Source organism: Iamia sp. (assembly GCF_035575815.1).
Taxonomy (GTDB): Bacteria; Actinomycetota; Acidimicrobiia; order Acidimicrobiales; family Iamiaceae; genus Iamia.
On the sequence record NZ_DATLXO010000047.1, the window covers coordinates 1 to 23,412 of the forward strand.

Here is a 23,412-nt window from a genome sequence, read left to right on the forward strand (position 1 = left end):
GCCGCCCGCCTGCCGCTCGCCGTGGGCGCCGCCGCGCCCGGGCGAGCCTGGCTGACCTTGCCCCTCGGGCTGGCCGGCATCGCCCTCGCCAGCGCCCAGCCCGCCACCGTCACCCTGCTGATCGGGCTCGGCGTGGCGCCGCTGCTGGCCACCGCCGGCGATCGGGTGCTGCGGCCGCACCGCAACCCGGCCTGGATGGTCTCCTGGTGGCTGCGCAACCTCGCCGTCGGCGCCGTGCGCTCCCTGGGCGCGATCATCGTGCTCGCCGTCGGGCTCTGCCTCTGGTTGGGCACCGACGCGTTCGACGCCCTCGCTCCCGCCGCGCCCTGGGTGCTGCGGGCCACCGGCGTCGCCGCGGGTTGGATCCTGGCCCTCTCGGTGGGTCGGGGGGGACCCGGGTTCCGCAGCCACGTCGCCCTCGACGCCCTGACCATCCGGCTCATGCCGAAGGGCCGGCCGACGGTGGCCGCCGGCGTGGTGGTCCTCTTCTGCGTGGCGCTCACCGCGGCGGGGATCTGGTTCCGGCCCGAGGCCTGGCCCTTCGGCACCTGATCAGCCGGGCGCTGATCAGCCCCGCATCGGATCGGCCCCGCATCGGATCAGCTCCGCTCATGATCGGGCCGGCCCTGATCAGCCCGGTTCGTGATCAGTCCGGCGCCGGGCTCACACCGATGACGGCGTGGAGGAAGCCGAGCACGTCGGCGCCCTCCTCGGCCCGACGGGAGGTCGGCTTGCCCTGCCCGTGCCCGGCACCCCGCTCGACGCGGAGCAACACCGGCGCCGGGTCGGCGACGCCGTCGGCCGCACCCTGGAGGCGGGCCGCCATCTTGCGGGCGTGGAGCGGATCGACCCGCGAGTCCTCGGCGCCGGTGGTGAGCAGCACCGCCGGGTAGCGGGTGCCGTCGACCACCCGGTGGTACGGCGAGTACGACAGGAGCCACGCCAGGTCGGCGGGGTCACCGGGGTCGCCGTACTCGGGCACCCACAGGCGGGCGATGCGAAAGCGCGGGAAGCGCACCATGTCACAGAGCGGCACGGCGGCGTGGACCGCGGCGCAGAGGTCGGGGCGCCGGGTGAGCACGGCGGTGACGAGCAGTCCTCCGTTGCTGCCGCCCCGGATGGCGAGGTGATCGGCACCGGTGCGACCCTCGGCCACGAGCCAGTCCGCGGCCGCCTCGAAGTCGGCGAAGACCTGGGGCTTGTGGGCTCGTTGGCCGGCGCGGTGCCAGGCCTCGCCCAACTCGGAGCCGCCCCGGATGCAGGCCACGGCCCAGACCCCACCCCGCTCGGCGTGCGCCACCGCCTCGGCCGAGTAGCCGGGGCTCATGGTGACGCCGAAGCCGCCGTACCCGGTCAGGATCGTCGGCGTGGACCGCTCAGGGTCGACGTCGGCCCGGCGCAGGGTGAAGAGGGTGACCTCGGTGCCGTCGGTGGAGGGGTAGCGGTGGCGTTCGACGGCGAAGGCAGACCCATCGTGGGTCCGATCGGGCCCGCTCGCGGTCCACGGCTCGAGGTCCCCGTCGGACCAGCGCAGCAGGGTGGGCGGTTGGGCGAAGGACGTGAAGCCGACGAAGGCCTCGTCACGCTCGCGGCTGCCGGAGAGGGCGAACAGCGATCCGTCCGAGGGCAGCGCGATCGGGGCCGGGGCCGAGTCCAGTCCTGCGTCGGTGGCGGCGGCGCGGTCGGGACGGGGGATGCGAGCGAGGTGGGCCACCGCGTCTCGGGTGGAGACCACGAGCAGCGACTCGGAGGTGGGCACGATGGCCTCGATCACCGCGTCGGAGGCGGGCACCAGGTCGATCCAGGCGGCGGGCCAAGGGTCGGCGAGGGGCGCGGCCACGACCCGGCCGGTGGGCGCGTCGAGGGTGGTGGTGCCCACCAGGCGGTCGCCGACGACGTGCAGGTCGGTGAGGGCGTCGATGCCCTCGATGACCGTCCGCCACGTGCCGTCGGTGCGGTCGCAGAGGTGGACATCGGTGCGGTCCCAGCCGACCGAGACGTGCACCAGCAACCACCGGTCGTCACGCGACACCCGCACGTCGGGCCAGGCGGTGGGGTCGGGCAGGGCGTCCCAGACGGGCGCGTCACCGGCCGGCTCCGCGCCGATGTCGTGGTCGAGCACGATGCGGTGGTAGCCGGCCTCCCCCTCGGGGACCGTGGCGGGATCCGGGTAGCGGGTGTAGGCGAAGCCCGAGCCGTCCGACCGCCAGGCCACCGACGCGGCCCGGGTGCGGGGGATCGCGTCGGGGAGCAGGGCACCGGTGCCGGTCTCGACCACGCGCAGGGTCGAGAGCTCGTCGCCGCCGGTGGAGAGTCCGACGGCCACGAGGGCACCGTCGGGGGAGGGGTGGTACCAGTCGAGCGCGGCGGTCGGATCGTCGAGGAGGGCGGCGGGATCGATGAGCACCCGACCCGAGCCCGGCGCGTCGCCGAGGGCGGACGCGACGGTGAGCACGGCCTGGTCGCGCCCGTCGCCCCGCTCGATGGCGAAGAGGTGGTCGCCGGCCACCGCCGCGCCGAGCACCACGGGCACGTCGAGCAGCTCGCCCAGGCGGCGACGGAGCGCGCCTCGGCCGGCGACGGCGTCGAGCACGGTCCGGGCGCGCTCGCTCTGGGCGTCGTCCCAGCGCTGCACCGCCGGGTCGTCGCCGTCCTCGAGCCACCGGTGCGGATCGGGCACGCGGTGGCCGTGGATCACCTCGACGAGCGGCTCGGCCCGGGCGGGCGGGGCGGCGGGCACGGGCGGGAGCGAGGCGGCGTCGGCCATCCGGGGACGGTACCGGCGCGCGTCGGAAGGGAGCGGTCCGGTGTCACCGTCGCCCCCGCAACCATCATCGACCTCGATCGATGAGGACGGCGAGGTCGATCCGGTCGGTGGGTTCATGGTGTCGTGCGCGCCCCCGTTTCCTCATCCCCGCGAGGGGTAGTCATCGTGTCGCAGCTCCTCGCACGAGGGGCGCGAAGGAGGAGACCGATGAGCAACAGCGAGACCGGCGAGACCACCGGCACGAAGGACAAGGACTACAACATCATCTGGTTCACGGAGTCGTGCTTGAGCAACGCGCTCCGCATGGAGACCTACATCAAGGACGCGGAGCGCGAGGGCGACTCCGAGCTCGCCGACTTCTTCCGCCGGGCCCAGACCGAGAGCCGAAAGGGTGCCGAGCAGGGCAAGCAGATGTTGGCCTCCCGCCTGAGCTGAGAGGCTGACAACCAGCGAAGAGCCGCTCCACCACCCGGACTGGCTGGGTGGCGAGCGGGTCGTCTGATCGGAGGGCCGGTCAATGAGGTTCCGTGACCGCGTAGAGGCTGGTCAACGGTTGGCCACGGTGCTGGTCGACCGGTCGTTTGCCGACGCCGTGGTGCTCGCTCTGCCTCGGGGCGGCGTCCCGGTCGGCTTCGAGGTCGCGACCGCGCTGAGGGCGCCGCTGGACGTGTTCGTGGTGCGCAAGGTGGGCGCTCCCCATCAGCCCGAGATGGGCATCGGTGCCGTCGCCGAAGGTGGCACAGAGGTCGTCGATCGGCGGTTGCTGAGGGCTGTGGGCGTGTCCGATGAGACCTTCGCGGAGCTGGCTGATCGGGAGCGGGTGGAGCTGCAGCGCCGTGTCACCCGGTACAGGGGGGCGCGACCGCTGCCCGATGTCGCCGGTCGTGACGTCGTGCTCGTCGACGACGGCCTGGCGACGGGAGTGACCGCCGAGGCGGCGCTGCTTGCCCTGCGCGCGGGCGGACCCCGCGCCCTTCACCTGGCCGTGCCCGCCTGCGCCGCGGAATCGGCCGAGCGGTTGCGACAGATCGCCGACGATGTCGTCTGCGTGACGACCCCGTCAGCCTTCCGGGCCGTCGGCGAGTGGTACGACGTGTTCGACCAGACCACCGACGACGAGGTCACCGAGCTCCTCGAGCGCGCTGGACGGGTCGTGGACCGGTGGTGAGGACCGAGGGCCAGGTCGATGTGCCGGTGGGGTCGGGGGACGCGATCCGCGGCGACTTGATCGTGCCGGGGGCGGCCCGAGGCGTCGTCGTGTTCGCCCACGGCAGCGGGAGCAGTCGTCACAGCCCCCGGAACCGTGCCGTGGCCGCCGCCCTCCACGACCGCGCCCTCGGCACCTTGCTCATGGACCTCCTGACCGAGGACGAGGAGCGGAGCGACCGCCGCACCGGCGAGCTGCGCTTCGACATCGGCCTCCTGGCCGAGCGGCTGGTCTCGACCGTGTCGTGGCTCACCGACCGGTCGGACGTCGGCGCGCTGCCGGTCGGGTTCTTCGGTGCCAGCACCGGGGCGGGGGCGGCGCTGGTGGCCGCGGCGCGCCCCTCGGTGGATGTGGCCGCCGTCGTCTCCAGAGGTGGCCGCCCGGACCTCGCCGGCGAGAGCCTGGACGAGGTGGAGGCGCCGACCCTGCTGATCGTCGGCGGCCTCGATCCAACCGTCATCGACCTCAACCGACAGGCGCACGACCGGATGCGGGCCGAGCGTTCCCTCGAGATCGTGCCCGGAGCGACGCACCTGTTCGAGGAGCCCGGCGCCCTCGACCACGTCGCCCGCATGGCCGGCGACTGGTTCACGCGTCACCTGACCGCACCCTCACGACCCGGGAGGACACCATGAACCTGCTCGAACCCCGCACCGGGCCGAGCGACGAGCTCGACGAGATCAGAGCGCTGGCCCGGCCCCTCCACGAACCCATGGACCTCGACCCGCTGCTGGAGCGGATCGGCGACGCCCGGTACGTCCTGCTCGGCGAAGCCTCGCACGGGACGTCGGACTACTACCGCTGGCGGGCCGAGATCACCCGCCGGCTCATCACCGAGCGCGGCTTCTCCTTCGTGGCCGTCGAGGGCGACTGGCCCGACTGCTTCGCGATCAACCGGTGGGCGAAGGGGCGCGTCGAGCAGGACCGAAGCGCGCGCGAGGTGCTGGGCCGCTTCGAGCGGTGGCCGACGTGGATGTGGGCCAACGAAGAGGTCGCCGGCTTCGTCGACTGGCTGCGCGACCACAACGTCCGTACCGGAGCGGACGTCGGCTTCTACGGGCTCGACGTCTACTCGCTCTGGGAGTCGCTGCAGGTGCTGTTCGGCTACGTGGTCGAACACCGTCCCGAGGCGCTCGACGCGCTCCACTCGGCCTGGCAGTGCTTCGAGCCCTACCGCGAGGACCCGCAACGCTACGCGTGGGCGACGCGGATGGTGCCCGCCTCGTGCGAGTCGGAGGTCGTAGAGCTGCTGGTCGACCTGCACCGGGCTCCCGCCCTCTTGGCTGACGACGACCCCGAGGCGGAGCTCGACGCCCTCCAGAACGCCGAGGTCCTCGCCGGGGCCGAGCGCTACTACCGGGCCATGGTGCAGGCCGACGGCGACTCCTGGAACGTGCGCGACTGCCACATGGCCGACACCCTCGACCGCCTCGTCGCCCACCACGACCCGGACGCCAAGGTCGTGGTGTGGGAGCACAACACCCACGTCGGCGACGCCCGCGCCACCGACATGGCCACCGCCGGCATGGTCAACGTCGGCCAGCTCGTCCGTGAGCGCCACGACGCCGAGGGTGTCGTGCTGGTCGGCTTCGGCGGTCACCACGGCGAGGTGATCGCCGGAAGCTCGTGGGGCGCCCCCATGCAGCGCCTGCCCGTCGGTTCGCCGCCGCCGGGAACCCATGAGGACCTTCTCCACCAAGCGTTGGGGAGCGATTCACTGATGGTGTTCCCCGACCGCCGCGACACGCCGTGGCTCGCCGCGGCCCGAGGTCATCGCGCCATCGGCGTCGTCTACCGCCCCGAGGGCGACGCGCGAGGCAACTGGGTCACCACCGTCATGGGCCGGCGCTACGACGCCTTCTGCTCCTTCGACCGCACCGATGCCCTCCATCCGCTGCACCACGAGGAGGCGGCGGCCGGCGGCGAACAGGAGACCTACCCATGGACCACCTAGCGCTCCCGGACTCCGGGGGCCCGAGCGGGGCACCGGGGGCGCAGCGGATCCTGTTCGTCACCGACTCGTTCGACATCGGCGGCGCCGAACGTGCGCTGCTCCACCTCGCGAGGCTGCTGATCGGAGCCGGGCACACGGTGGAGGTCGCCGGCTCGTCCGGCGGCTCCCTGCTCGGTGACGCCCGGAGCACCGGCGCGCTCGTCCACGTCTTCGGTCCGAGTGCGGTCAAGCGCCGCCAGAGCCGGGCCTTCGCCCGAGACCTGGAACGGCTCCTCTCCGAGCGGCCGTTCGACGTCGTCCACTCCCACATGCACGCCAGCACCCACGCCGCGAGCATCGCGGCGACCAGGGTGGGAACACCGCTGGTGGTGACCGAGCACAGCGAAGCGCGGTGGCGTCACGGCCCGGCACGGACCGCGGCACGAGCAGCGTTCGACCACGCCGCGCTGGTCATCGCCGTCTCCGAACAGATCAGGCACCGCCTCATCGCGGTCGACCACCTGGACCCGGCCAAGGTCCGCGTGATCCACAACGCCCTGCCCGAGGCCGCCCTGGCCCCGGTGCGGGCGTGGCGCGAGGCGAGCGGTCCCGTGATCGGTGTGGTGGCCCGCCTCCAACCAGAGAAGGACGTCGCCACCTTCGTCGATGCCGCCGCCATCCTGGCCCGACAGGTCCCCGACGCCCGGTTCGTGGTGGTCGGTGACGGGCCGCTGCGGAGCGCCCTGGAAGCGAAGGTCGCCCGGCTCGGGCTCTCTGCCCGGTTCGTGCTGCTGGGCTTCCGGTCCGACGCCGCCGCTCTCATCGGTGCCTTCGATGTGCTCGCCGTCCCGTCCCGGACCGAAGGGACGCCGCTCACGGTGCTGGAGGCGATGGCCGCCGGGACACCCGTGGTCGCCACCCGGGTCGGCGGCATCCCCGAGCAGGTGCGCCATGGCGAGGAGGCGCTGCTGGTGGACCCGGGGGACCCGGTCGGCCTGGCCGGGGCGATCGCTGGGCTCCTGGCCGACCCGGAGCGGGCGGTGCGGATCTCAGCCCGGGCCCGGATGCGCCTCCGTGACCGCTTCAGCCCGGAGGCCATGGTGGCGAGCGTGGTCGACTGCTACCGCACGGTGCTCGCGGCACCGGCTCACGTCGACTCGATGACCGAACGCGACCTCCCGGCGCGATGACGGTGATCGGGCGTTCCGCTCCGGAACACCCGGGTGCCCCATCAGAGGGCGAAGGCGAACAGGGCAACGGTCCAGGCCGTGCCCCACAGCACGCGCGACTACTGGCCGAGGGCGCTCTGCAGATCTCGCACGTGCTCTTGGGTCTCGGTCAGCAAGGGGCGCAGCGCTTCGGCCACATCGGGCAGGCCGAGATCCGTGGCCTCCGCCACCCGGCAGCGATACCGCTCCAGCTGTTCGGTCTCCAAGCGCAGGTCCGCCTGCAGTGCCGCGCCGGAATCGGCGACCGCCGCTACCTCCGGCACCGTCGTCGCCGGGCTGCCCCCGAGGAACGCCACCTGCTCGGCGAGCACGGACGCATGGGCGAGCTCCTCGGTGAGGTGCACCTTCAGCTCGTCGACGGTGCTGGTGTACTCCGGCCCGGTGATCACCGCCACGTGCTGCACGTACTGCACGATCGACTGGAACTCCAGACGAAGGTCCTCGTTGAGGTTCTCGACGAACTGTTCACTGGTGATCTGTCCCATCGCCACAACGTACCGGACCTTGGTAGCGGGGAGCGCTACGCGACTCGGGGGGCTGGGCTCGGGCCCACGGGTCGCGGGCTCCACTTCCGGGCAGAGCTCGTTGCGGCGATCGGCTGCTTCTACCGCGCTTGACGGGAACTTGTAGGTCTTCTCCCTTCGTTTGCCCGGCGCGCCACGCGTGTTTGCCACCGTCACGGCGCAACCCGGGTGCAGTCAAGGATCGTCGGATCGTCGTGGTGCGACCGGCCCACCCATGGCTGGTGGGGCGACGACGTCCACGGCTTCGCCTACACGTCGAGGACGATCAGCGCAATCCCCGGGTGCCTGGAGCGGGCTCACCAACGAGGCCCGGATCGGGGCCGTCGGGTGGGGCGCTGCGAGCCTTTTCGTGCCGGGAGCAAGGGGAAGGGAACGGAGCTGCTCGTCGAGGCCGGAGGTCCAGTCGAGTGAGTGCGCCCCCTGGGATTCGAACCCAGAACCTGCGGATTAAGAGACCGCTCCCGCCGGTCCAGGCTGTGCCGACCAGTGCGCTGACGTGCGGTTCTGTTCGGTCGCCCGTCCACCTGGTGCGGTCCTGTGCCGGCCTGTAACAGGGTGATACGCGGTCGGATACGCGGTTGGGGCGGCCGTAGGTGCGGAGGTCCCGAGCGACTGGATGACGCGCGATATCGAGGACGACCAACTAGTCATGTCCCATCGGGCGAGAGGCTCACACTGACCTGATGCGCGTCCGAGATGGCGTGCTCTGAACAGCACCGGCCCACGGCGTCGCAACCTTTGGCGCGAGCGGCCGTGCTGCCGGTCGATCAGGCGTCGAAGGCGCGGGCCAGGCCCGAGAGCATCCGGGCCTGGTCGTCTCGCACCGGTGGGAACGGGCCACGGATGCTGAAGGCCTCGAGGAGGTCGACGGCCGGGCCGGTCAGCACGAGGTAGGGGGTTGGCCCGTCGCGCCCGGTCCCGTGGGGGCGCACCGAGCGGACGTGGACCTGGTGGGCGATGGTGACCTCGAACGCCACCTCGGGGTCGGTGGTGACCACGGCGAGCGTGCCGGTGGTGGTGGCGCCGTCGTTGGCGGCGAAGGCGGGGCCGAGGGCGGCAGCGTAACGGAGGCAGGCGGCGACCTCGTCGGCCTCCACGCCTGGGGTGGTTCCGAGGGGCAGGAGGATGTCGCGCTCGCGGACCCAGGAGTCCCAGAGGGCGTGGTGGACGAGCGCGGTGGTGGCGAGGTGGCTGGGTGGGGCCTCGGCGGGCAGGGTCCAGGCCTCGCTGTCGAGGACGGTGAGGAGGTCGATGAGATCGGTGGTGGAGGACTCGAAGCGGGCGAATACTTCGTCGTCGCTTAGGTCCTGCGCGTCGGCCACCAGGTGGGCGGGGGAGGTCACCGGGTCGAAGGTGGCGAGGAAGCGGGTGGGTTCGCCTCGCCTTCCGGCGTCGATGGCGAAGGACCAGAAGCCGTTGGTGGTGTCGAGGTGGGCGATCACGTCGCGATTGGACCAGCCCTCGCACCGGCTGGGCCTGGCCCACTGCTCGGAGTCGAAGCCACGCACGGTGTCGAGCAGGCGGCGACGCTGGCGGATGGCGGGCTCGGCGATGGCGCCCGGCGGTCCGTCGAGGACGATGACCGGATCTGTGTCGTACCGCGGGGTCAGCTGCACGACCGAACCCTGCCACGTGGTGCCGCAAGCATCCCACCCGTCGACGCGGTCAGACTGAGACGGTGGCGTCGCGGACGGCCGAGGTGCCGATGAGCACGAAGGCACGGAGGCGTCATGTGCGCATGCTGCGCAACCACCGGCTTCTGATCAACCTTGATTACCGTCCATGTTGATTACCATTGAGGGGCGCCGGAGATTGCGAACGGTCGGCTGGGAGTGAGACGGCGGAGCACTCGGCGTCGGGGTGCCCGTACACGGCGTCGGAGAACGCGCTGGCACGCGAGCTCCTCGGCCGGCTCGGCAAGAACATGTTGTGCCTGGCCGACCGCGGCTTCTACAGCTTCGAAGCATGGCAGAAGGCCAAGGAAACCGGGGCCGATCTGCTGTGGCGGGTCAAGGGAAACCTGAAGTTGGACTCGGTCAAGGACCTGCCCGACGGGTCGTGGCTGGCCGAGGTGTGCCACTCGAAGCACGACACCAGACGCCAGCACCCGATCACGGTGCGGGTGATCGACTACACGATCGAAGACGGCCGCCAACCGGCCGGTCCGTTCCCGCTGATCACCACGATCCTCGACCACCGCAGGGCCCCCGCCGCCGAACTCGCTGCCGCGTATGCCCAGCGCTGGGAGATCGAGACCGCGTTCGACGAGCTCAAGACCCACCAGCGCGGACCACGAGCGGTGCTGCGCTCCAAGTCACCCCAACTGGTACTCCAGGAGATCTGGGGCCACCTGTGCTGCCACTACGCCATCCGCACCCTCATGTTCGACGCCGCCCGCAACGCCGGCCGCGAACCCCGACCGAGTGTCCTTCGTAGCCGCCCTGCGCATCTCGCGCCGCTCCATCGCCCAACAGGGCGCCTTTCCCCCCTGAGGCCACAGACGTCACCAACCGGCTCTGGCACCACGCCATCCGCGAGCTCGTCGCCCGGCTCCTCCCGCACCGCCGGACCCGAGCCAACCCCCCGCGTCATCAAACGCAAGTACACCCGCTGGCACGTCAAACGAGCACGCCACCGCCAGTGGCCCCAACCCGACCGGCCACCCCACCAAGCCATCCAGATCTCTAATTGAACGGTATTGGGTCTAGGTCTGATGATCGCCCTGCACCTCGCGATCCTCATCTCGGCGCCGGTCCTCCGACCCACGACGGCGCGGGTCATGGCGGGCGTGACCGTCGGGTACGGCGTGGTCGTGGTGCTGGCCCACCTGAGCGGAGGGATCACCGGTGACGGCTCCTTCACCCTTTTCGAGCAGCGCAACGACTACCCGGGCGACTTCGGGCGCAACGTCTTCCCCGGCTCGATCGGTCTCGGCCTTGTCTTCGTGGCGGTGGGGGTGGGGCTCTGGTCCCTGGGCGATGCCCCGATGGCCACCCGACGAGCGGTCGGCTGGGCGATCGTGGCCCTCGCCGGCATCCTGCTGGCGACCTACGGTACTGACGGGTTGCTCATCCGGTTGGGATCCCGGGCCACCAGCGCGGCGGTGCTGGCAGCCACAGGCCTCTGCCTCACCGTGACCGGGCGGGAGGGGGCCGATGCCGATCGAGGCGCCGCTCGCTGCGCAGGCGCCGATGCCGGGCCATCCGGCCACTGACCACCAGCGCCCGTCGGCGTCGGCCCTCCACCCACCTCGCGACCCGGCGCCCGGCTCGCTCGTGGACCAGGTTGGAGGGGTGGACGCCCCCGCCCCGCCCCCCTCCTGCAGGCGAAAGGCGGGCTTGTGCACGGAGGCGGCCATCGGGCGAGCCTCCCACGCCGAGCCGCTGCCGTCCTCGACGGTGACTCCGCTGCGGAATGATCGGTCGACCTCGGTGGGTTGACACTCCTGATGCCCGCCCGACCGGTCGGGTCGATGCCCCCCTGTGGAGGATCCCATGAAGGTCGCCGTCATCGTGCTTGCCGACAACGAGACCCATGAAGGGCTCGGACGCGTGGTCAACGCCATGGTCGCGGTCAAGGAGCTGGCCGAGGCGGGTGACGACGTGCGGCTCATCTTCGACGGCGGCGGCACCGTCTGGCCCGGCGAGCTGGACCGCGAGGACCACGACGCCCACGGCCTCTGGGCGTCTGTTCGCGACTCCGTCCAAGGCGCGTGCAGCTACTGCGCCGAAGCCTTTGATGTCACCGAGGACGTCAAAGGCGCCAGTGTTCAGCTGCTCGACGAGTACAAGCGCCACCCCAGCATCCGCTCACTCCTCGCCGAGGACTACCGGATCCTCACCTACTGATCGGGTCGACTTCTGACCGCGACGGTTCGACCTGACATCGCCTCGATCGCCCTCACCTGGAGTTGCCCCGCTCTGATGGACACGGGGCTTCGGTAGATCAGGCTGCCGGGCTGGCAGCGTAGGCCTCGGCGAGGGTGCGGTCGTCGAGGCGGCGTTGGTGTCGTTGGCGGTTGTAGAAGACCTCGATGTAGTCGAACAGGATCGTGCGCAGCTCGGAGCGGGTGATGGTCTCCCACGGGCCCCAGATGTAGCGGACCTCGCGCTTGAGGGTGGCCCAGAAGGTCTCCATGGCGGCGTTCGAAGGTCGCCAAGCGAACGCTCGACCACGGCATCAGCCTCTGATGCGTTGGTCGCGACGCGGCGCGCTCCAGTGACACGAGTCAGTCATGAGGATGTCGTCCGTCGAGGTGAGCGAGGACGATGTCACGATCGAGCGCATGCCCGTGGTCGTCGGTAGCGTGCGCGACGACCTGATCCGCGACGGAGTCGCGATCGTCGCCGGCGAACTCCTCCCCGCACCGCGGGCAGGCCTGCGCGAAGGTCATGCCGTCAGGCTGCCGCGCGGTCACGCACTGCGTCGAGGGGTGAACCGAAGGACCCGTCAGATCGCTGGCGGGTGCTACGTCACGCTTCTGTGGCGTCGGGCCGCCGTATTCGGTCCTCGATGAGCGCCGCGAAGTGCTCGGCTTCCCGCAGCGGGAGGTGGTGGTCGCCCGGCCAGAGCTCGAGCTCGATGTTCGATCGACGGGCGAGCGTACGGAGGTGGTCCAGTTCGACGACGCGATCGTGTGTGCCCGCGACGAGATGGATCGGCGTGCGCACCTGGTCCAGCCAGGGACCGTGTTCGGTGAGCAGGACGTCGGTGAGCGTCTGGCTGTACGACGGCCAGGTGTGTTGCACGCTGTCCTCGGCTACGACTCGCGGAAGCGAGGGATGGGTCCATCGCGCGACCCGAGCCGACAGGGCGCGGTGGTCGCACACCCACCGGCACGCTCGCTCGGTGACCGGCCCCGGAAGCGTGAACAGCGTCGCCATCGGGCCCATCGCGCCGAGGTGGGCGCGTGCTGCGGCGGCAGCGGGGAACAGTGGCGGCCCGAAGCCGACGACCCCGCGCACGTCGCCGGGGTGACGGTGGGCGTAGCGGAGCGCGATGACGGTTCCGATCGAGTGCGCCCCGAGATGGATCGGCGACCCGAGGTTGAGCTCGGCCAGCAGGGCGTCGATCGCATCGATGTGGTCGTCGAGGCCGTAGCCGGTGTCGGGTTTTGGCGATCGTCCGAACCCGAGGAGGTCCGGGACGATGAGCGTGTGATCTGTCGCGAGCCGGTCGTACGCGGCGCCCCAGTACCGGTTCGAGCCGGTCAACCCGTGGAGCAGGACGATCGGTGGGCCGCTCCCGCGGACGCGCGCGAACAAGGCGCCGTCGTGCTCGCGGCCACCGCCCGGGCGCCAGCGGTGAGCAGACCGGCGAGCGCGGGCACCGGTCACGTCATCACGACGGGCCGCGCCGATCGTTCGCGGACGACGGTGATGGCCGCGGCGATGGCGAACGCGATACCGCTGACGAGGATGTTCACGCGCACGCCGAGGACCAGCGATGCCGGATCGGATCGTAGCGACTCGACCCAGAGCCGCCCGAGGGCGTAGCCAGCGACGTACAGCGCGAACAGCGTGCCCGTCCGCAGGCGAGCGCGGTTGCCGAGCCACACGAGCAGCATGGCGAGGGCGACGTTCCAGAGCGCCTCGTACAGGAAGGTCGGGTGGAACGTGGCCATGTCGGCGTAGCGGTCGGGCCGGTGTTCGGCGTCGATCCGCAGCGCCCAGGGCAGGTCCGTTGGCCGGCCGAAGAGCTCCTGGTTGAACCAGTTGCCGAGGCGGCCGATCGCCTGTGCGATCGGGATGGCGGGTGCCACCACGTCGAGCAGCGGGCCGACGGTGAGTCCTCGGCGTCGGGCTGCCCACGCGCCGGCGGCGACGCCGGCGATGAGACCCCCGGGTATGCCGAGGCCGCCTTCCCAGATGAAGAGCACGTGGGTCCAACGCCCCTGGAAGCGCTGCCAGTCCGTGATGACGTGGTACAGGCGGGCGCCGAGCAGACCGGCCGGCACGGCCCACACCGCGTGTGCGCTGATGTCACCGGGGTCGCCGCCTCGCGCTGCCCATCGGCGCTGTGCGAACCACACGGCGACGACGACGCCGATCGCGATGGCGAGGCCGTACGCGCGCACCTGGAAGGGTCCGAGGTGGATGGCGTTGGACGACGGCCTCGGGAAGGACGCGAGGATCAGGGCCGCGACCACGTGACACCTCCGTCGGTGCTGACGTGCACCTCCACGTTTGGCTCACGATGGATACCGGTATAGAGCGTCTCACCGTCAGGCGCGAGCTCGACGAGCGACGCGCCGGCCGGCAGCACAAGGTCCAGGTCATGCCGTCGCCGATCGTACCGAAGCGGGCGGAGCTTCCCGTCGGACGACCAGCTCGAGATCCGCGACCCGTACGCCGGGCTGGGGGAGGTTGCGTGGCCACCGGCGCCGGCCGGTGATCCGGCCCTCGATGCGGCGGCCGGCAGCGAGCGCCGGGCAGCCGCCGCCGCGGGTGCGGTAGTTGCCGGTCCCGTCGACGATGCCGATCGCATCGAACAGCGCGAGCTGGAACAGTCGGCAGTTCATCGACGGTCGGGTCGACCAGCGCCACCCCCCGGCGAAAGACTGCGCGAACGATCGGATCGACGCGCGCACCTCGTCGTCGCTCCGGTGTCGGGTCAGCACGGGGTGGAACTCGTGGTCGCCGGGAAGCCCGTGGTTGGGGTCGACGGTGCGCGAGGCGCCGCCGTTGAGCACGCCGTCGCTGCCGCGCACGAGCCGGACGATCCCGGCCGCCTTGGCCGGCCACCAGCCGTAGCTCTCCGTGCCGTCGAGCTCGACCCACCAGTGGCCGTACGACCGCCACGTGAGCGGCAGGTTGCGCTTGACGGTGACGTACTCGAGCACGCGCGGGATGTCGGAGAGCTCGCTCATCGATTCTTCTTGCCGCCGCTCTTCATGTTGGCCTTGCCGTCGCTCTTGCCCTTGCCGCGGTACTTGCGCTCCTTGCCGCGCTGCGCGGCCAGCAGCCGGCGCTTGCGGCGAACGGTGCGGAGCCGGCGTCGTTCGATGCGGCGCTCGAACGCGGCGAGCTCGGGTTCGGGTGTCTCCGGATCCACTCAACGCCGTCCGAACCGGTAGAGCCGAAGGCTGTTGGTGACGACCGAGACGCTCGAGAACCCCATGGCCGCGCCGGCGAGGATCGGGTTGAGCAGCCCGAGCGCGGCGACCGGGATGAGCACGATGTTGTAGCCGAACGCCCACGCGAGGTTCTGGACGATGGTGCGGAACGTGCGGCGCGACAGCCGGATGGCGGTCGCCACGCCGTGCAGGTCGCCGGAGAGCAACGTGATGTCGGACGACTCGATGGCGACGTCGGTGCCGGTGCCGATGGCGATGCCGAGGTCGGCCTGCACGAGCGCGGGCGCGTCGTTGACGCCGTCACCGACCATGGCCACGACGCGGCCGTCGCCCTGGAGGCGGCGGACCTCGTCGGCCTTGTCGCCCGGGAGCACCTCGGCGAGCACGGTGCTGATGCCGACCTGCTCGGCGATCGATGCCGCGGTGCGCCGGTTGTCGCCGGTGATCATCACGACGTCGATCCCCATCGACTGCAGGTCGGCGACCGCGGCGGGGGCGTCGTCGCGGACGGTATCGGCGACCGCGAGCACGCCGCGGACGCGACCGTCCCACCCGACAAAGATCGCCGTCTTGCCCTCGCCCTCGAGCCGATCGGCGGCGGCGTCGAGCTCGGTACAGCTCATGAGACCGTTGTCGCCCATCAGCGTGCGCCGTCCGACGTGGACGAGCACGCCATCGACGGTCGCCTGCACGCCTCGCCCGACGATCGACAGGAACGCACGGCCGGCGGCCACCTCGGACCCTCGCGCCCGGGCGCCGTCGACGACCGCTTGCCCGACGGGGTGCTCGGAACCGTGCTCGACCGACGCGGCGCGAGTGAGCACCTCGAGTTCGTCGCCGTCGGCGGTGACGACGTCGGTGAGCGCCATCTCGCCTCGGGTGAGCGTGCCGGTCTTGTCGAAGATCACGGTGTCGATGCGCTTGGACCGCTCGAGCACCTCGCCGCCCTTGATGAGGGTGCCCATGGCTGCGCCGCGGCCGGTGCCGACCATGATCGCCGTCGGCGTCGCGAGGCCCAGCGCGCACGGGCAGGCGATGATGAGCACTGCGACCGCCGCGACCAGGCCCTTGGTGGCGTCGCCGCCGACTATCCACCATCCCGCCAGCGTCACCAGCGCGATCACGAGCACGGCGGGGACGAACACGGCCGAGATCCGATCGGCGAGACGCTGCACCGGCGCACGAAACCCTTGCGCTTCCTCGACCAGGCGCACGATCTGCGCCAGCGCGGTGTCGGAACCGACGCGGGTGGCGCGGATGGTGAGCACGCCGTTGGCGTTGATCGTCGCGCCGGCGACCGTGTCGCCCACCTGCTTGTCGACCGGGACCGACTCGCCCGTCAGCATCGACTCGTCGACCGCGGACGCGCCGTCGATCACCTCGCCGTCGACCGGGATCTTCTCGCCCGGCGGCACCCGGAGCACGTCGCCCGGACGCAGCGCCTCGACCGGCACCATGCGCTCACCACCGTCGTCATCGACGACGCGCGCCTCCTTGGCGCCGAGCTCGAGCAGGGCGCGCAGCGCCTGCGACGCCTGGCCCTTGGCGCGCGCCTCGAAGTACCGGCCGAGCAGCAGGAAGGCGATGATCAGCGCGGCTGTGTCGAAGTAGTGCTCGGCGGGCACCGGGCCGAACACGACCTGGTAGGTCGAGAACGTGAACGCCGCCAGGGTGCCCATCGAGATGAGCGTGTCCATGTTGGCTTGGCCGACCTTGGCCCGCATCCACGCCTGGTGGAGAAACGGCCAGCCGGCCCAGAACTGCACGGGCACGGTGAGGGCGAGGGCGCCCCATCGCGCCCACGGGTCGTCCATGAACCAGAGCGAGAGCACCAGCACGGCAATGCCGAGCGGCCACGCGACGAGCACCCGGCGCAACCACATGCGCTGGAGCGCGGCGTCGCCCTCGGCGGCGTCGATGTCGCCGTCCGCGGTGACCGGCGCCAGCCCGTAGCCGATCTTGCCGATCGCATGGATGAGGCCCTCGGGACCGACGGTGTCGGGATCGAATCGGACCAGCGCCTTCTCGGTCGCGAGGTTCACCGTCGCGTCGGCGACACCGTCCTGACGGTTCAGGGTCCGCTGGACCCGAGTCGCGCACGAGCCGCAGGTCATGCCCGACAGGACGAACTCGGCCTCGGCGAGGCGACTCTCGTCGGGGTGGACGGTCGCCGCCATCAGGTGGCCTCGACGGCGAGCTCGGGCCCGGGCGCGGTGACCGTGCGGTCGAAGCGGAGCGCGTCCATCAGCTCGGCGACGATCTCATCGGTGCGTCCCGCCACCATCGCCGCGGCGACGCACGTCTCGAGGTGGTTCTGCAGGACGATGCGACTCGCCCGTTCCACCGAGCCCTGCACCGCGGCGAGCTGCTTCATCACGTCCGGGCAGCAGGCGTCATCCTCCACCATTCGGATCACGGCATCCATGTGCCCGCGGGCGGTCTTGAGGCGGTTGAGCACGTTGCGCTGGTGGTGATCCTTCACACCGTTAGCCTACCCCACCCGGGGTGGGGGTCCACGGGCGGTCAGACGAGTCCACGGGCGCCGCTCCCGAGGCGATGGGCTCTCCGCGTTCGGGGAGGGTCCCGCTGCGGTCGGCCGGGTCGCGTCGCCTACGCCGATGCTGTGGATTCGATGACTTGGCCGATGACGGCGTCGGCGCCGGACCGAGCGGCGGCGTCGGCGCGGCTGCGCGCGTCGCTCAGCGTACGCCGCAGCCGTCGTAGGTCGGTGAGCTTGGCGTCGATGTCGGCCAACCGCAGGTCGAGCAGGTCGATTACCGTCGAGCAGGGCTGCTGGCCGCTGCGCTGCAGGTCGATGATCCGTCCGACCTCGTCCAGCTTGAGGCCGACGGCCTTGGCCTGGCGAATGAACCGCAGCACGGCGACATCGTCAGGGTTGTAGGTGCGATAGCCGGCCGCTGTTCGTGAGACCGGCTCGATGAGCCCCTTGCTTCGTAGAGGCGAATCGGAACCTGTCAAGGGGTTTGAGACACGAGCGGGCTAGTTGCTCTGTATGAGCGCTTCTCGGGAGGGGTCGTTGATCCAGGCAGCTGTGGGGAGCTTGGGTGGGGTGGGTGGGCGGCGGCGGAAGCGGTCGGGGTTGGCGGCGTAGGCGGCGTCGAGGGTGGCGGCTCGTTCGGCTCGGATCTGGGGGGCGGTGCCGTAGTGGACCGAGGCGGGGGTGTGGAGCCCGATGCCGGAGTGGCGGTGTCCGTGGTTGTAGTAGGCGAAGAACGTCTCGCAGAAGGCCCGGGCGTCTTGGATCGAGCCGAAGGCCCCGGGGAAGGCGGGGCAGTACTTGAGGGTCTTGAACCCGGCTTCGCTGTAGGGGTTGTCGTTCGAGACGTGAGGTCGGGAGTGGCTGCGGGCGACGCCGAGGTCGACGAGGAGCTGGGCGACGGGCTTGGAGGTCATCGACGTGCCTCGATCGGCGTGCAAGGTGAGCTGGTCGCGTGCGATGCCCTGGGAGGCGATCGCGTCGTCGATGAAGTCCTTGGCCAGCTCGCCGGTCTCGGCGGGGGCGACGGTCCAGGCAATGACGTAGCGGGAGTAGATGTCGATGATCACGAACAGCTCGTAGTAGACGCCGCGGGTCGGGCCGCGGAGCTTGGTGATGTCCCAGGACCACACCTGGTTCGGGGCCGTCGCCATCAGCTCGGGTCGCTTCTTGGCCGGATGGGTGCGTTGGCGGCGCCGTTCCCGGTTCTCGCCGGCGGCGGCGAGGAGGCGGTACATGGTGGCGATCGAGCACAGGTAGATGCCGTCATCGAGGAGCCGGGCCCACACCTGGGCAGGGGCCAAGTCGCAGTACTGCGGCGAGCGCAACACGCCCAAGATGTGCTGGCGTTCGGCTTCGGTCAGGGCGTTGATCGGTGCCGGGCGCGGGGGCGGCGGTCCGAGCCTCGGGGGCTGGAGGCGCCGGTAGTGGCTGGCACGTGAGCGGCCGAGCAGTGCAGCGGCCCGGCGGGTGCACGTGGCCTTGGCCAGATCGTCGAAGTGGTCGTCGATCACCGCTTCGACCTCGGGTCGGTGTCCGCGCTCTCCGAGAGCATCTCCAAGAGCGCGTGTGCTTTTCCCGTGATCTCCAACGCCAGCCGGGTGCGTTCGAGCTCTCCTTCGAGGCGAGCGATCCGCCGGCGGGCACCGTCGAGCTCGACTTGCTCCGCGGTGCGCTTCGCCCGACGGGCCTTCGGGGCCAAGCCCTCCAGCACGCCCCGGTCGCGTTGCTTGCGCCACTCCGAGAGATGCGAGGAGTACAGGCCCTCACGGCGCAGGTACGCCCCGCGCTCCTCGCTGCCCTTGGGCAACGCCTCGCACGCTTCGAGATGGGCAAGCTTCTCCGCGGCGGTGAAGGTCCGGCGCTTCGGTCGGGTCGGTCCGTCGATCTCATCCACCCCGCCAGTGTGGGCGCGGTCGACCAGATCTGCAGTCGTCAAGGTCATCAAGGAAGGTCCGTTCTCACCCTGTGGGGGACAGAAGATCCGCTACACCAGGTGTCTCACCCCACCCTGACAGACAGGGAATCGCCTTGGCGGTCACGCCTGCTCGGTCGGCGGCCTCACCGATCGTCATCCGTCTCTCGTCCACGGAACCTCCCTTGACCTTGCCCCAAGGACAAGGTTCTACCGTCGTTCTGGTTGGTTGCAACCGGCGACACGGCGAACGCCTCCTCGGTGAAAGCGAGCGTGACATTGCGTCCCATACGGCAGGTCGGCGTCCCGCTCGTTCCCGCCTACGGTCGTTGACCGTCACCCAGCCGTCGGGCCTGCGCCGAGCGCTGGCCCGTCCCGGGTTCCGCCCGCTGTTGGCGGCGCAGACGATCTCGCGGTGGGGGGACACGTTCAACTCTGTCGCGCTGGTGATCCTCGTCTACCGGCTCACCGGTTCCGGAATGAAGGTGGCCGGCACCGTCGCCTTCGAGATCGCCCCGGTGATGCTCCTCGGCTTCGTCGCCGGCGCCGTCGTCGACCGTTACTCGAGACGGCGGGTCATGGTCGCCGCTGACCTCGGCCGAGCGGCGGTCGCGATCCTGCTGGTCGCGTCGCACGACCAGCTCGCGGTCGTCTACCTCGCCGCGTTCGCGCTGTCGGCCTTCAGCGTCTTCTTCAACCCCGCCGCCGCCAGCGTCCTGCCCACACTCGTGCCCGACGACGAGGTGGTCGGCGCCAACTCGGCGATCTGGTCGGCGGCGGTGATCTCCCAGATCGCGCTCGCCCCGGTCGCCGCAGCGCTCGTCGCCATCGCCGGTCCCGGACCGGCGTTCGCCATCAACAGTTCGGCTGTGCGCATCTTGCCGAAGGCATCGTCAAGCATGGCCTCGTCGACATCGCGGACGAGTCGGTGGCCGATCTCGGCGGCGAACCATTTGGCGTGGAGCCTCCGGTAGTCATCGACGGTGCGTTCCTCGCGGCCCTTCTCGGTGAGGAGGTGCTCGACGAGGAACGTCTCGATCGCCTCATCGACGGTCATGGCGTAGACCTTCGGCTCGGCCACGGGCGCCGCCGAGCGCAGATCGCTTACGAAGGCCGCGAGCGCCTCGGCAGCCTCGCGTCGCGTGCGGGCCCGAACCGTCTTGTGGACACGACGGGTCTTGCGATCGCCGTTCGTCGCGGCTGTGGCCGTGAGCTTCCAGATCCCCGGCTTGACCTCCCGCATCGAGCCAGTGCCCTTGGGTGACCGCTTGCGACTTGCTCGCGGCACTCCGTCGCAGCGGAGGTGATCGACACGGACGCACGCCGGGTCGGCAGGACACGGGGACACCCGCGCACCGGCGGGGATGGGGCCATGCTGGACCTCCCAGGCCACCCGGTGGGCAGCTGTGCTTCGACCCGCCACCTTGATCCGCCCGGTGCCGCGATCAGGATCCGTCGCCCCCGTCCAGATGTGGTGTTCGCCGCTGCGGTCGACGTTGCGCTCGAACCTCTCCCCGAGGTCTCGCATGAGCCTCTGCCTCCATCGTCCATCCGCCTCTGGACCAGCTGGCCGTGAGAAGCGGGACTGATGGACGACAAGAGCGATGCGGCGCCGTCGACCGCGCCAAGAAGGATACCCGATCGGGGTTACCCGGTGGGTTACCCGAAGGGTTACTCGCGCCTACATGGCGCGTATCGGGGCCCGGGTAACCTCCGCCTTGCGGTCCTTCAGGATCGGAAGCCCTTGCGGGAGGAGGGTTTCCGGGTAGTGCGCCCCCTGGGATTCGAACCCAGAACCTGCGGATTAAGAGTCCGTTGCTCTGCCGTTGAGCTAGAGGCGCAGACGGGCGACACTAGTCGGCTGACTTGGAGGCTCCACCAACCGAAAATCCGTTCCTCAGCCTGTCCGACGAGGTCAGGTGGTGGCCGCCACCGAGACGGCCCGACCGGCGAACACGAAGATGCCGCGAGCGTCGAGTTCGGTAGGCGGTTCGAGGTACCGGGCGGGCCGTGGGGTCAACGCAAGTCAGTTGCCGTTGATGCTCCAGTGCCACGGTTCCGAAGGCAGGTTGTACATGCCGAAGCGCGACGCGTTGCTGTCCAGCCACTGGTAGCAGGCGCTGCCCCGCGAGCTGCAGTTGTCAAAATCGACGGCCAGGCCGACCTCGTGGTTCGACGAGCCGGGGCGGGCGGTCGGAGGACTGCACTGCGAGGAGGACATCTCGTAGATGGCGTAGTAGCTCGAGCCGCAGTTCTGCTCGCGGAGCCCGATCTGGCGGGAGGGATCTCGGTAGCCGCCGCCGGAGAGCGACACGCCGTCGCTCGCCGCGGCGTTAACCATGGAGGAGACCTGCTGGGCGATCTGGCAGTTCACCGTGATGCCCGCGGCGCTGCAGAGGCTGATGCCGCCGCTGCCCCCGCCGCTGCGGACCACCCCGCCCGCGGGGGCGACCGGAGCCGCCTCGCGGCCGCCGTCGGTGTAGGTCGGACCGCTGGGCTCGGGTGGCGGGGGTGGGGGAGGCGGCGGGGGTGGGGGAGGAGGAGGGGGAGGAGGAGGGGGCGGCGGCGGCGGAGGAGGCCGAGGGGGAGGGGGCCGCCGGGCGGCTTCGGTCTCGGCCTCGGCTGCGTCGGCTTCGGTCTCGGTCTCGGCCTCGGCTGCGTCGGCTTCGGTCTCGGCCTCGGCCGCGTCGGCGGCGTCGGCTGCCTCCGCGTCGGCGGCGGCTTCGGCTGCCTCCGCAGCGGCGGCGGCTTCGGCTGCGTCGGCTGCCTCGGCTGCCTCCGCAGCGGCGGCGGCTTCGGTCGCTCTGCGCTCCGCTGCTTCCTCTTGCTGCTGCTTGCGGTACTCGATGAGGGCGAGCTGGGCCTGGAGCTTGGCCTGCTCCTCGACGATCTGGACCGACAGCTCGCGGTCGCGCTGACCGAGGTCGATGGCCCGGGCCACCTCGTTGTCGATGCGCTTCTGGACGTCGTCGGCGAAGCTCTCTTGGTCGTCGCGGGCTTCCTCGACGTTGTCGAGGCGGGTCGAGACCTCGACGCGCTTGCGCTCGGCCCGTTCGCCGGCGGCCGCGGCCGCCCGGCGCTGGGCCCGCAGCTCGGCCTCGGCCGCTCGCACCTGGTCGGTGAGGTCGTCGTCCTCAGCGTTCTGGCCCTGGAGGATCGCCCGGCGCTTCACCATGTCGGTGGCCGAGGCGGCGTCGAGGACACCGGTGAGCGAGGTGCCGTCGGGGTTGGTGTAGGTCTCGACCATCTGGTCGCGCAGCTGGTCCTCGAGCACCCGTAGGCGGCCCTGGGCGGTCTCGATGCCGGCCTCGGCCCGGCGCTGGGCCTCCTCGGCGTCGGTGACCTCACGCTCGGCGGAGGCGAGGGCGGCCTCTTCGCCCCGGACCTGCTCGTTCAGGTCTCGCAGCGCCGCCTCGACATCGGCCGCGTCACCTTCGAGGGCGTCGACGTTGACCGCGGCATCGCTCTTCTCGCGCCGGACGCGCTCGCGCTCCTCCTCCGCCTCAGTGGCGGCGTTGGCGGCGTTGGGACCCACGAGGACCACCAGGAAGGCGGTCAGGATCGACAGCGTGAGCGTGAGGCGGCGCAGGCGCACGAGGAGGAGACTCCGATTGTCAGGGCGGTGGCTGGAGGAGACGATTCGGACGAACGGTCACGGGACCGTAACAAACATGACGCCTGACCTTCCAACCAGGCTGCCACGCGAGGTGGCGGCGGACGCGCATGGTGCGGGACGACCCGTGGTTCGCCGAGCCAGCGTCCGATCCCTGTCGGTCGACCGAGAGGAGACGTTGAGCGTCGAGGGTCGCGCGGTTTGCGCCGTGAGGGTAACGGCATTGCGCCGCTCGAGGGCGCGGTCGACGGCGGCGTCGCGGCGAATCGTCCAGAGACGCCGGATGGGCTCGCGCGCGTTGGCGGGGATCTCCGGCACCTTGGTTGCTCGCCACCTCCGGGGTCTCCTCGTCACCTCGGGCCGACGGGCCCGGCGTGGTGGTCGTGGGCCTGGTCGTGGTGGCCGGGGCCGTGGTCGTGGTGCGGGTCGTCGATCAGGACGAGGCCGTCGCCCAGTGGCACGAGCCGCCCGCCGTAGGCCTCGCGCAGGGGTTCGTCGGTCAGCACCTCTTCCGGGCGGCCGACGGCAACGACCCGGGTCGCGAGCAGCAGCACCACGTCGGCCCGCCGGGCATCGGCGAGGTCGTGGGTCGAGAGCACGACGGTGCGACCGGCGGCCCGCTCGACGTCGACGGCGGTGTCGATCAAGCCGC

General features: G+C 71.1%; 23 protein-coding genes, 1 tRNA gene and 3 pseudogenes. 10 read left to right on the plus strand and 17 right to left on the minus strand.

All coding sequences use genetic code 11. From position 1 onward, the window contains the following. A pseudogene (locus VNL12_RS04430) lies at positions 1–552 on the plus strand (hypothetical protein); the annotation flags it as partial. Positions 553–646: 94 nt separating this feature from the next. Here the strand turns inward: VNL12_RS04430 and VNL12_RS04435 are convergent. Continuing rightward, entirely contained in the window at positions 647–2,767 is a 2,121-nt protein-coding gene (locus VNL12_RS04435) for a prolyl oligopeptidase family serine peptidase (protein WP_325591890.1), read from the minus strand. 207 nt (positions 2,768–2,974) lie between these two features. On the opposite strand from VNL12_RS04435, the gene VNL12_RS04440 reads away from it, so the two are divergent. From VNL12_RS04440 to VNL12_RS04460, 5 genes are all read left to right on the plus strand, one after another. Then, positions 2,975–3,202, plus strand: a complete 228-nt coding sequence (locus tag VNL12_RS04440) for a hypothetical protein (protein ID WP_325591892.1) — start codon at positions 2,975–2,977, stop codon at positions 3,200–3,202. A gap of 127 nt (positions 3,203–3,329) precedes the next feature. Beyond that, on the plus strand, positions 3,330–3,935 hold the full coding sequence (locus tag VNL12_RS04445) for a phosphoribosyltransferase (protein ID WP_325591928.1): 606 nt from the start codon (positions 3,330–3,332) through the stop codon (positions 3,933–3,935). Continuing rightward, complete coding sequence (locus VNL12_RS04450; RefSeq protein WP_325591894.1) at positions 3,932–4,609, plus strand: dienelactone hydrolase family protein; 678 nt, start codon at positions 3,932–3,934, stop codon at positions 4,607–4,609. Before VNL12_RS04445 ends, VNL12_RS04450 begins: the two co-directional genes overlap by 4 nt. Beyond that, positions 4,606–5,928, plus strand: coding sequence for an erythromycin esterase family protein (locus VNL12_RS04455; RefSeq protein WP_325591896.1), 1,323 nt, complete (start codon positions 4,606–4,608; stop codon positions 5,926–5,928). Before VNL12_RS04450 ends, VNL12_RS04455 begins: the two co-directional genes overlap by 4 nt. Continuing rightward, a complete protein-coding gene (locus tag VNL12_RS04460; protein ID WP_325591897.1) occupies positions 5,916–7,097 on the plus strand; it encodes a glycosyltransferase in 1,182 nt (393 codons plus the stop codon). The genes VNL12_RS04455 and VNL12_RS04460 overlap by 13 nt, the downstream gene beginning before the upstream one ends. 98 nt (positions 7,098–7,195) lie before the next feature. Here VNL12_RS04460 and VNL12_RS04465 read toward each other — a convergent pair whose 3' ends face one another. Both VNL12_RS04465 and VNL12_RS04470 read right to left on the minus strand, forming a co-directional pair. Next, entirely contained in the window at positions 7,196–7,816 is a 621-nt protein-coding gene (locus VNL12_RS04465) for a ferritin-like domain-containing protein (protein WP_325591899.1), read from the minus strand. Positions 7,817–8,427: 611 nt separating this feature from the next. After that, on the minus strand, positions 8,428–9,276 hold the full coding sequence (locus VNL12_RS04470; RefSeq protein WP_325591900.1) for a maleylpyruvate isomerase N-terminal domain-containing protein: 849 nt from the start codon (positions 9,274–9,276) through the stop codon (positions 8,428–8,430). A 179-nt stretch (positions 9,277–9,455) separates the two neighbouring features. On the opposite strand from VNL12_RS04470, the gene VNL12_RS21165 reads away from it, so the two are divergent. The 3 genes from VNL12_RS21165 (at position 9,456) to VNL12_RS04485 (ending at position 11,508) form a co-directional block, all read left to right on the plus strand. Next, positions 9,456–10,352, plus strand: a complete 897-nt coding sequence (locus VNL12_RS21165; protein ID WP_414654847.1) for an IS4 family transposase — start codon at positions 9,456–9,458, stop codon at positions 10,350–10,352. Positions 10,353–10,373: 21 nt separating this feature from the next. Then, on the plus strand, positions 10,374–10,874 hold the full coding sequence (locus VNL12_RS04480; RefSeq protein WP_325591902.1) for a hypothetical protein: 501 nt from the start codon (positions 10,374–10,376) through the stop codon (positions 10,872–10,874). Between the two features lie 280 nt (positions 10,875–11,154). Continuing rightward, positions 11,155–11,508 (plus strand): hypothetical protein, encoded by a 354-nt coding sequence (locus VNL12_RS04485; protein ID WP_325591904.1) that lies wholly within the window; start codon positions 11,155–11,157, stop codon positions 11,506–11,508. Positions 11,509–11,605: 97 nt separating this feature from the next. Here VNL12_RS04485 and VNL12_RS04490 read toward each other — a convergent pair whose 3' ends face one another. From VNL12_RS04490 to VNL12_RS04530, 10 genes are all read right to left on the minus strand, one after another. Continuing rightward, positions 11,606–11,797: an IS3 family transposase gene (locus VNL12_RS04490; protein ID WP_325591906.1), complete on the minus strand. Its 192-nt coding sequence runs from the start codon at positions 11,795–11,797 to the stop codon at positions 11,606–11,608. Positions 11,798–11,888: 91 nt separating this feature from the next. Beyond that, positions 11,889–12,053, minus strand: coding sequence for a DUF1059 domain-containing protein (locus tag VNL12_RS21170; RefSeq protein WP_414654848.1), 165 nt, complete (start codon positions 12,051–12,053; stop codon positions 11,889–11,891). Between the two features lie 79 nt (positions 12,054–12,132). Beyond that, complete coding sequence (locus tag VNL12_RS04495) at positions 12,133–12,924, minus strand: alpha/beta hydrolase (RefSeq protein WP_325591908.1); 792 nt, start codon at positions 12,922–12,924, stop codon at positions 12,133–12,135. Between the two features lie 68 nt (positions 12,925–12,992). Beyond that, a complete protein-coding gene (gene lgt / locus VNL12_RS04500) occupies positions 12,993–13,808 on the minus strand; it encodes a prolipoprotein diacylglyceryl transferase (RefSeq protein ID WP_325591910.1) in 816 nt (271 codons plus the stop codon). A gap of 126 nt (positions 13,809–13,934) precedes the next feature. Beyond that, positions 13,935–14,528, minus strand: coding sequence for a hypothetical protein (locus tag VNL12_RS04505; protein ID WP_325591912.1), 594 nt, complete (start codon positions 14,526–14,528; stop codon positions 13,935–13,937). Continuing rightward, positions 14,525–14,713: a hypothetical protein gene (locus VNL12_RS04510; protein WP_325591914.1), complete on the minus strand. Its 189-nt coding sequence runs from the start codon at positions 14,711–14,713 to the stop codon at positions 14,525–14,527. Before VNL12_RS04510 ends, VNL12_RS04505 begins: the two co-directional genes overlap by 4 nt. Beyond that, positions 14,714–16,912 carry a heavy metal translocating P-type ATPase gene (locus VNL12_RS04515; RefSeq protein WP_325591916.1) on the minus strand — a complete coding sequence of 733 codons (2,199 nt, stop codon included), beginning with the start codon at positions 16,910–16,912 and terminating at the stop codon, positions 14,714–14,716. Next, positions 16,912–17,217 (minus strand): metal-sensitive transcriptional regulator, encoded by a 306-nt coding sequence (locus tag VNL12_RS04520; protein ID WP_325591918.1) that lies wholly within the window; start codon positions 17,215–17,217, stop codon positions 16,912–16,914. Before VNL12_RS04520 ends, VNL12_RS04515 begins: the two co-directional genes overlap by 1 nt. 128 nt (positions 17,218–17,345) lie before the next feature. Then, positions 17,346–17,714 carry a MerR family DNA-binding protein gene (locus tag VNL12_RS04525; RefSeq protein ID WP_325591920.1) on the minus strand — a complete coding sequence of 123 codons (369 nt, stop codon included), beginning with the start codon at positions 17,712–17,714 and terminating at the stop codon, positions 17,346–17,348. A gap of 21 nt (positions 17,715–17,735) precedes the next feature. Continuing rightward, positions 17,736–19,177, minus strand: a protein-coding gene (locus VNL12_RS04530; RefSeq protein WP_325591922.1) for an IS3 family transposase whose coding sequence is annotated in 2 segments (ribosomal slippage) — positions 17,736–18,814 and positions 18,814–19,177 — 1,443 coding nt in all. Because the reading frame shifts where the segments join, the coding sequence is not laid out codon by codon here. A gap of 23 nt (positions 19,178–19,200) precedes the next feature. Here VNL12_RS04530 and VNL12_RS20810 point away from each other — a divergent pair. Continuing rightward, positions 19,201–20,121: an MFS transporter gene (locus VNL12_RS20810; protein ID WP_349257799.1), complete on the plus strand. Its 921-nt coding sequence runs from the start codon at positions 19,201–19,203 to the stop codon at positions 20,119–20,121. Positions 20,122–20,453: 332 nt separating this feature from the next. Here the strand turns inward: VNL12_RS20810 and VNL12_RS21175 are convergent. The 4 genes and pseudogenes from VNL12_RS21175 to VNL12_RS04550 form a co-directional block, all read right to left on the minus strand. Further along, a pseudogene (locus VNL12_RS21175) lies at positions 20,454–20,675 on the minus strand (HNH endonuclease); the annotation flags it as partial. Positions 20,676–20,916: 241 nt separating this feature from the next. After that, positions 20,917–20,988: transfer RNA gene (locus tag VNL12_RS04540), tRNA-Lys, on the minus strand. A gap of 185 nt (positions 20,989–21,173) precedes the next feature. Further along, positions 21,174–22,742 carry a D-alanyl-D-alanine carboxypeptidase family protein gene (locus VNL12_RS04545; RefSeq protein WP_325591926.1) on the minus strand — a complete coding sequence of 523 codons (1,569 nt, stop codon included), beginning with the start codon at positions 22,740–22,742 and terminating at the stop codon, positions 21,174–21,176. Positions 22,743–23,110: 368 nt separating this feature from the next. Then, a pseudogene (locus VNL12_RS04550) lies at positions 23,111–23,412 on the minus strand (hypothetical protein); the annotation flags it as partial.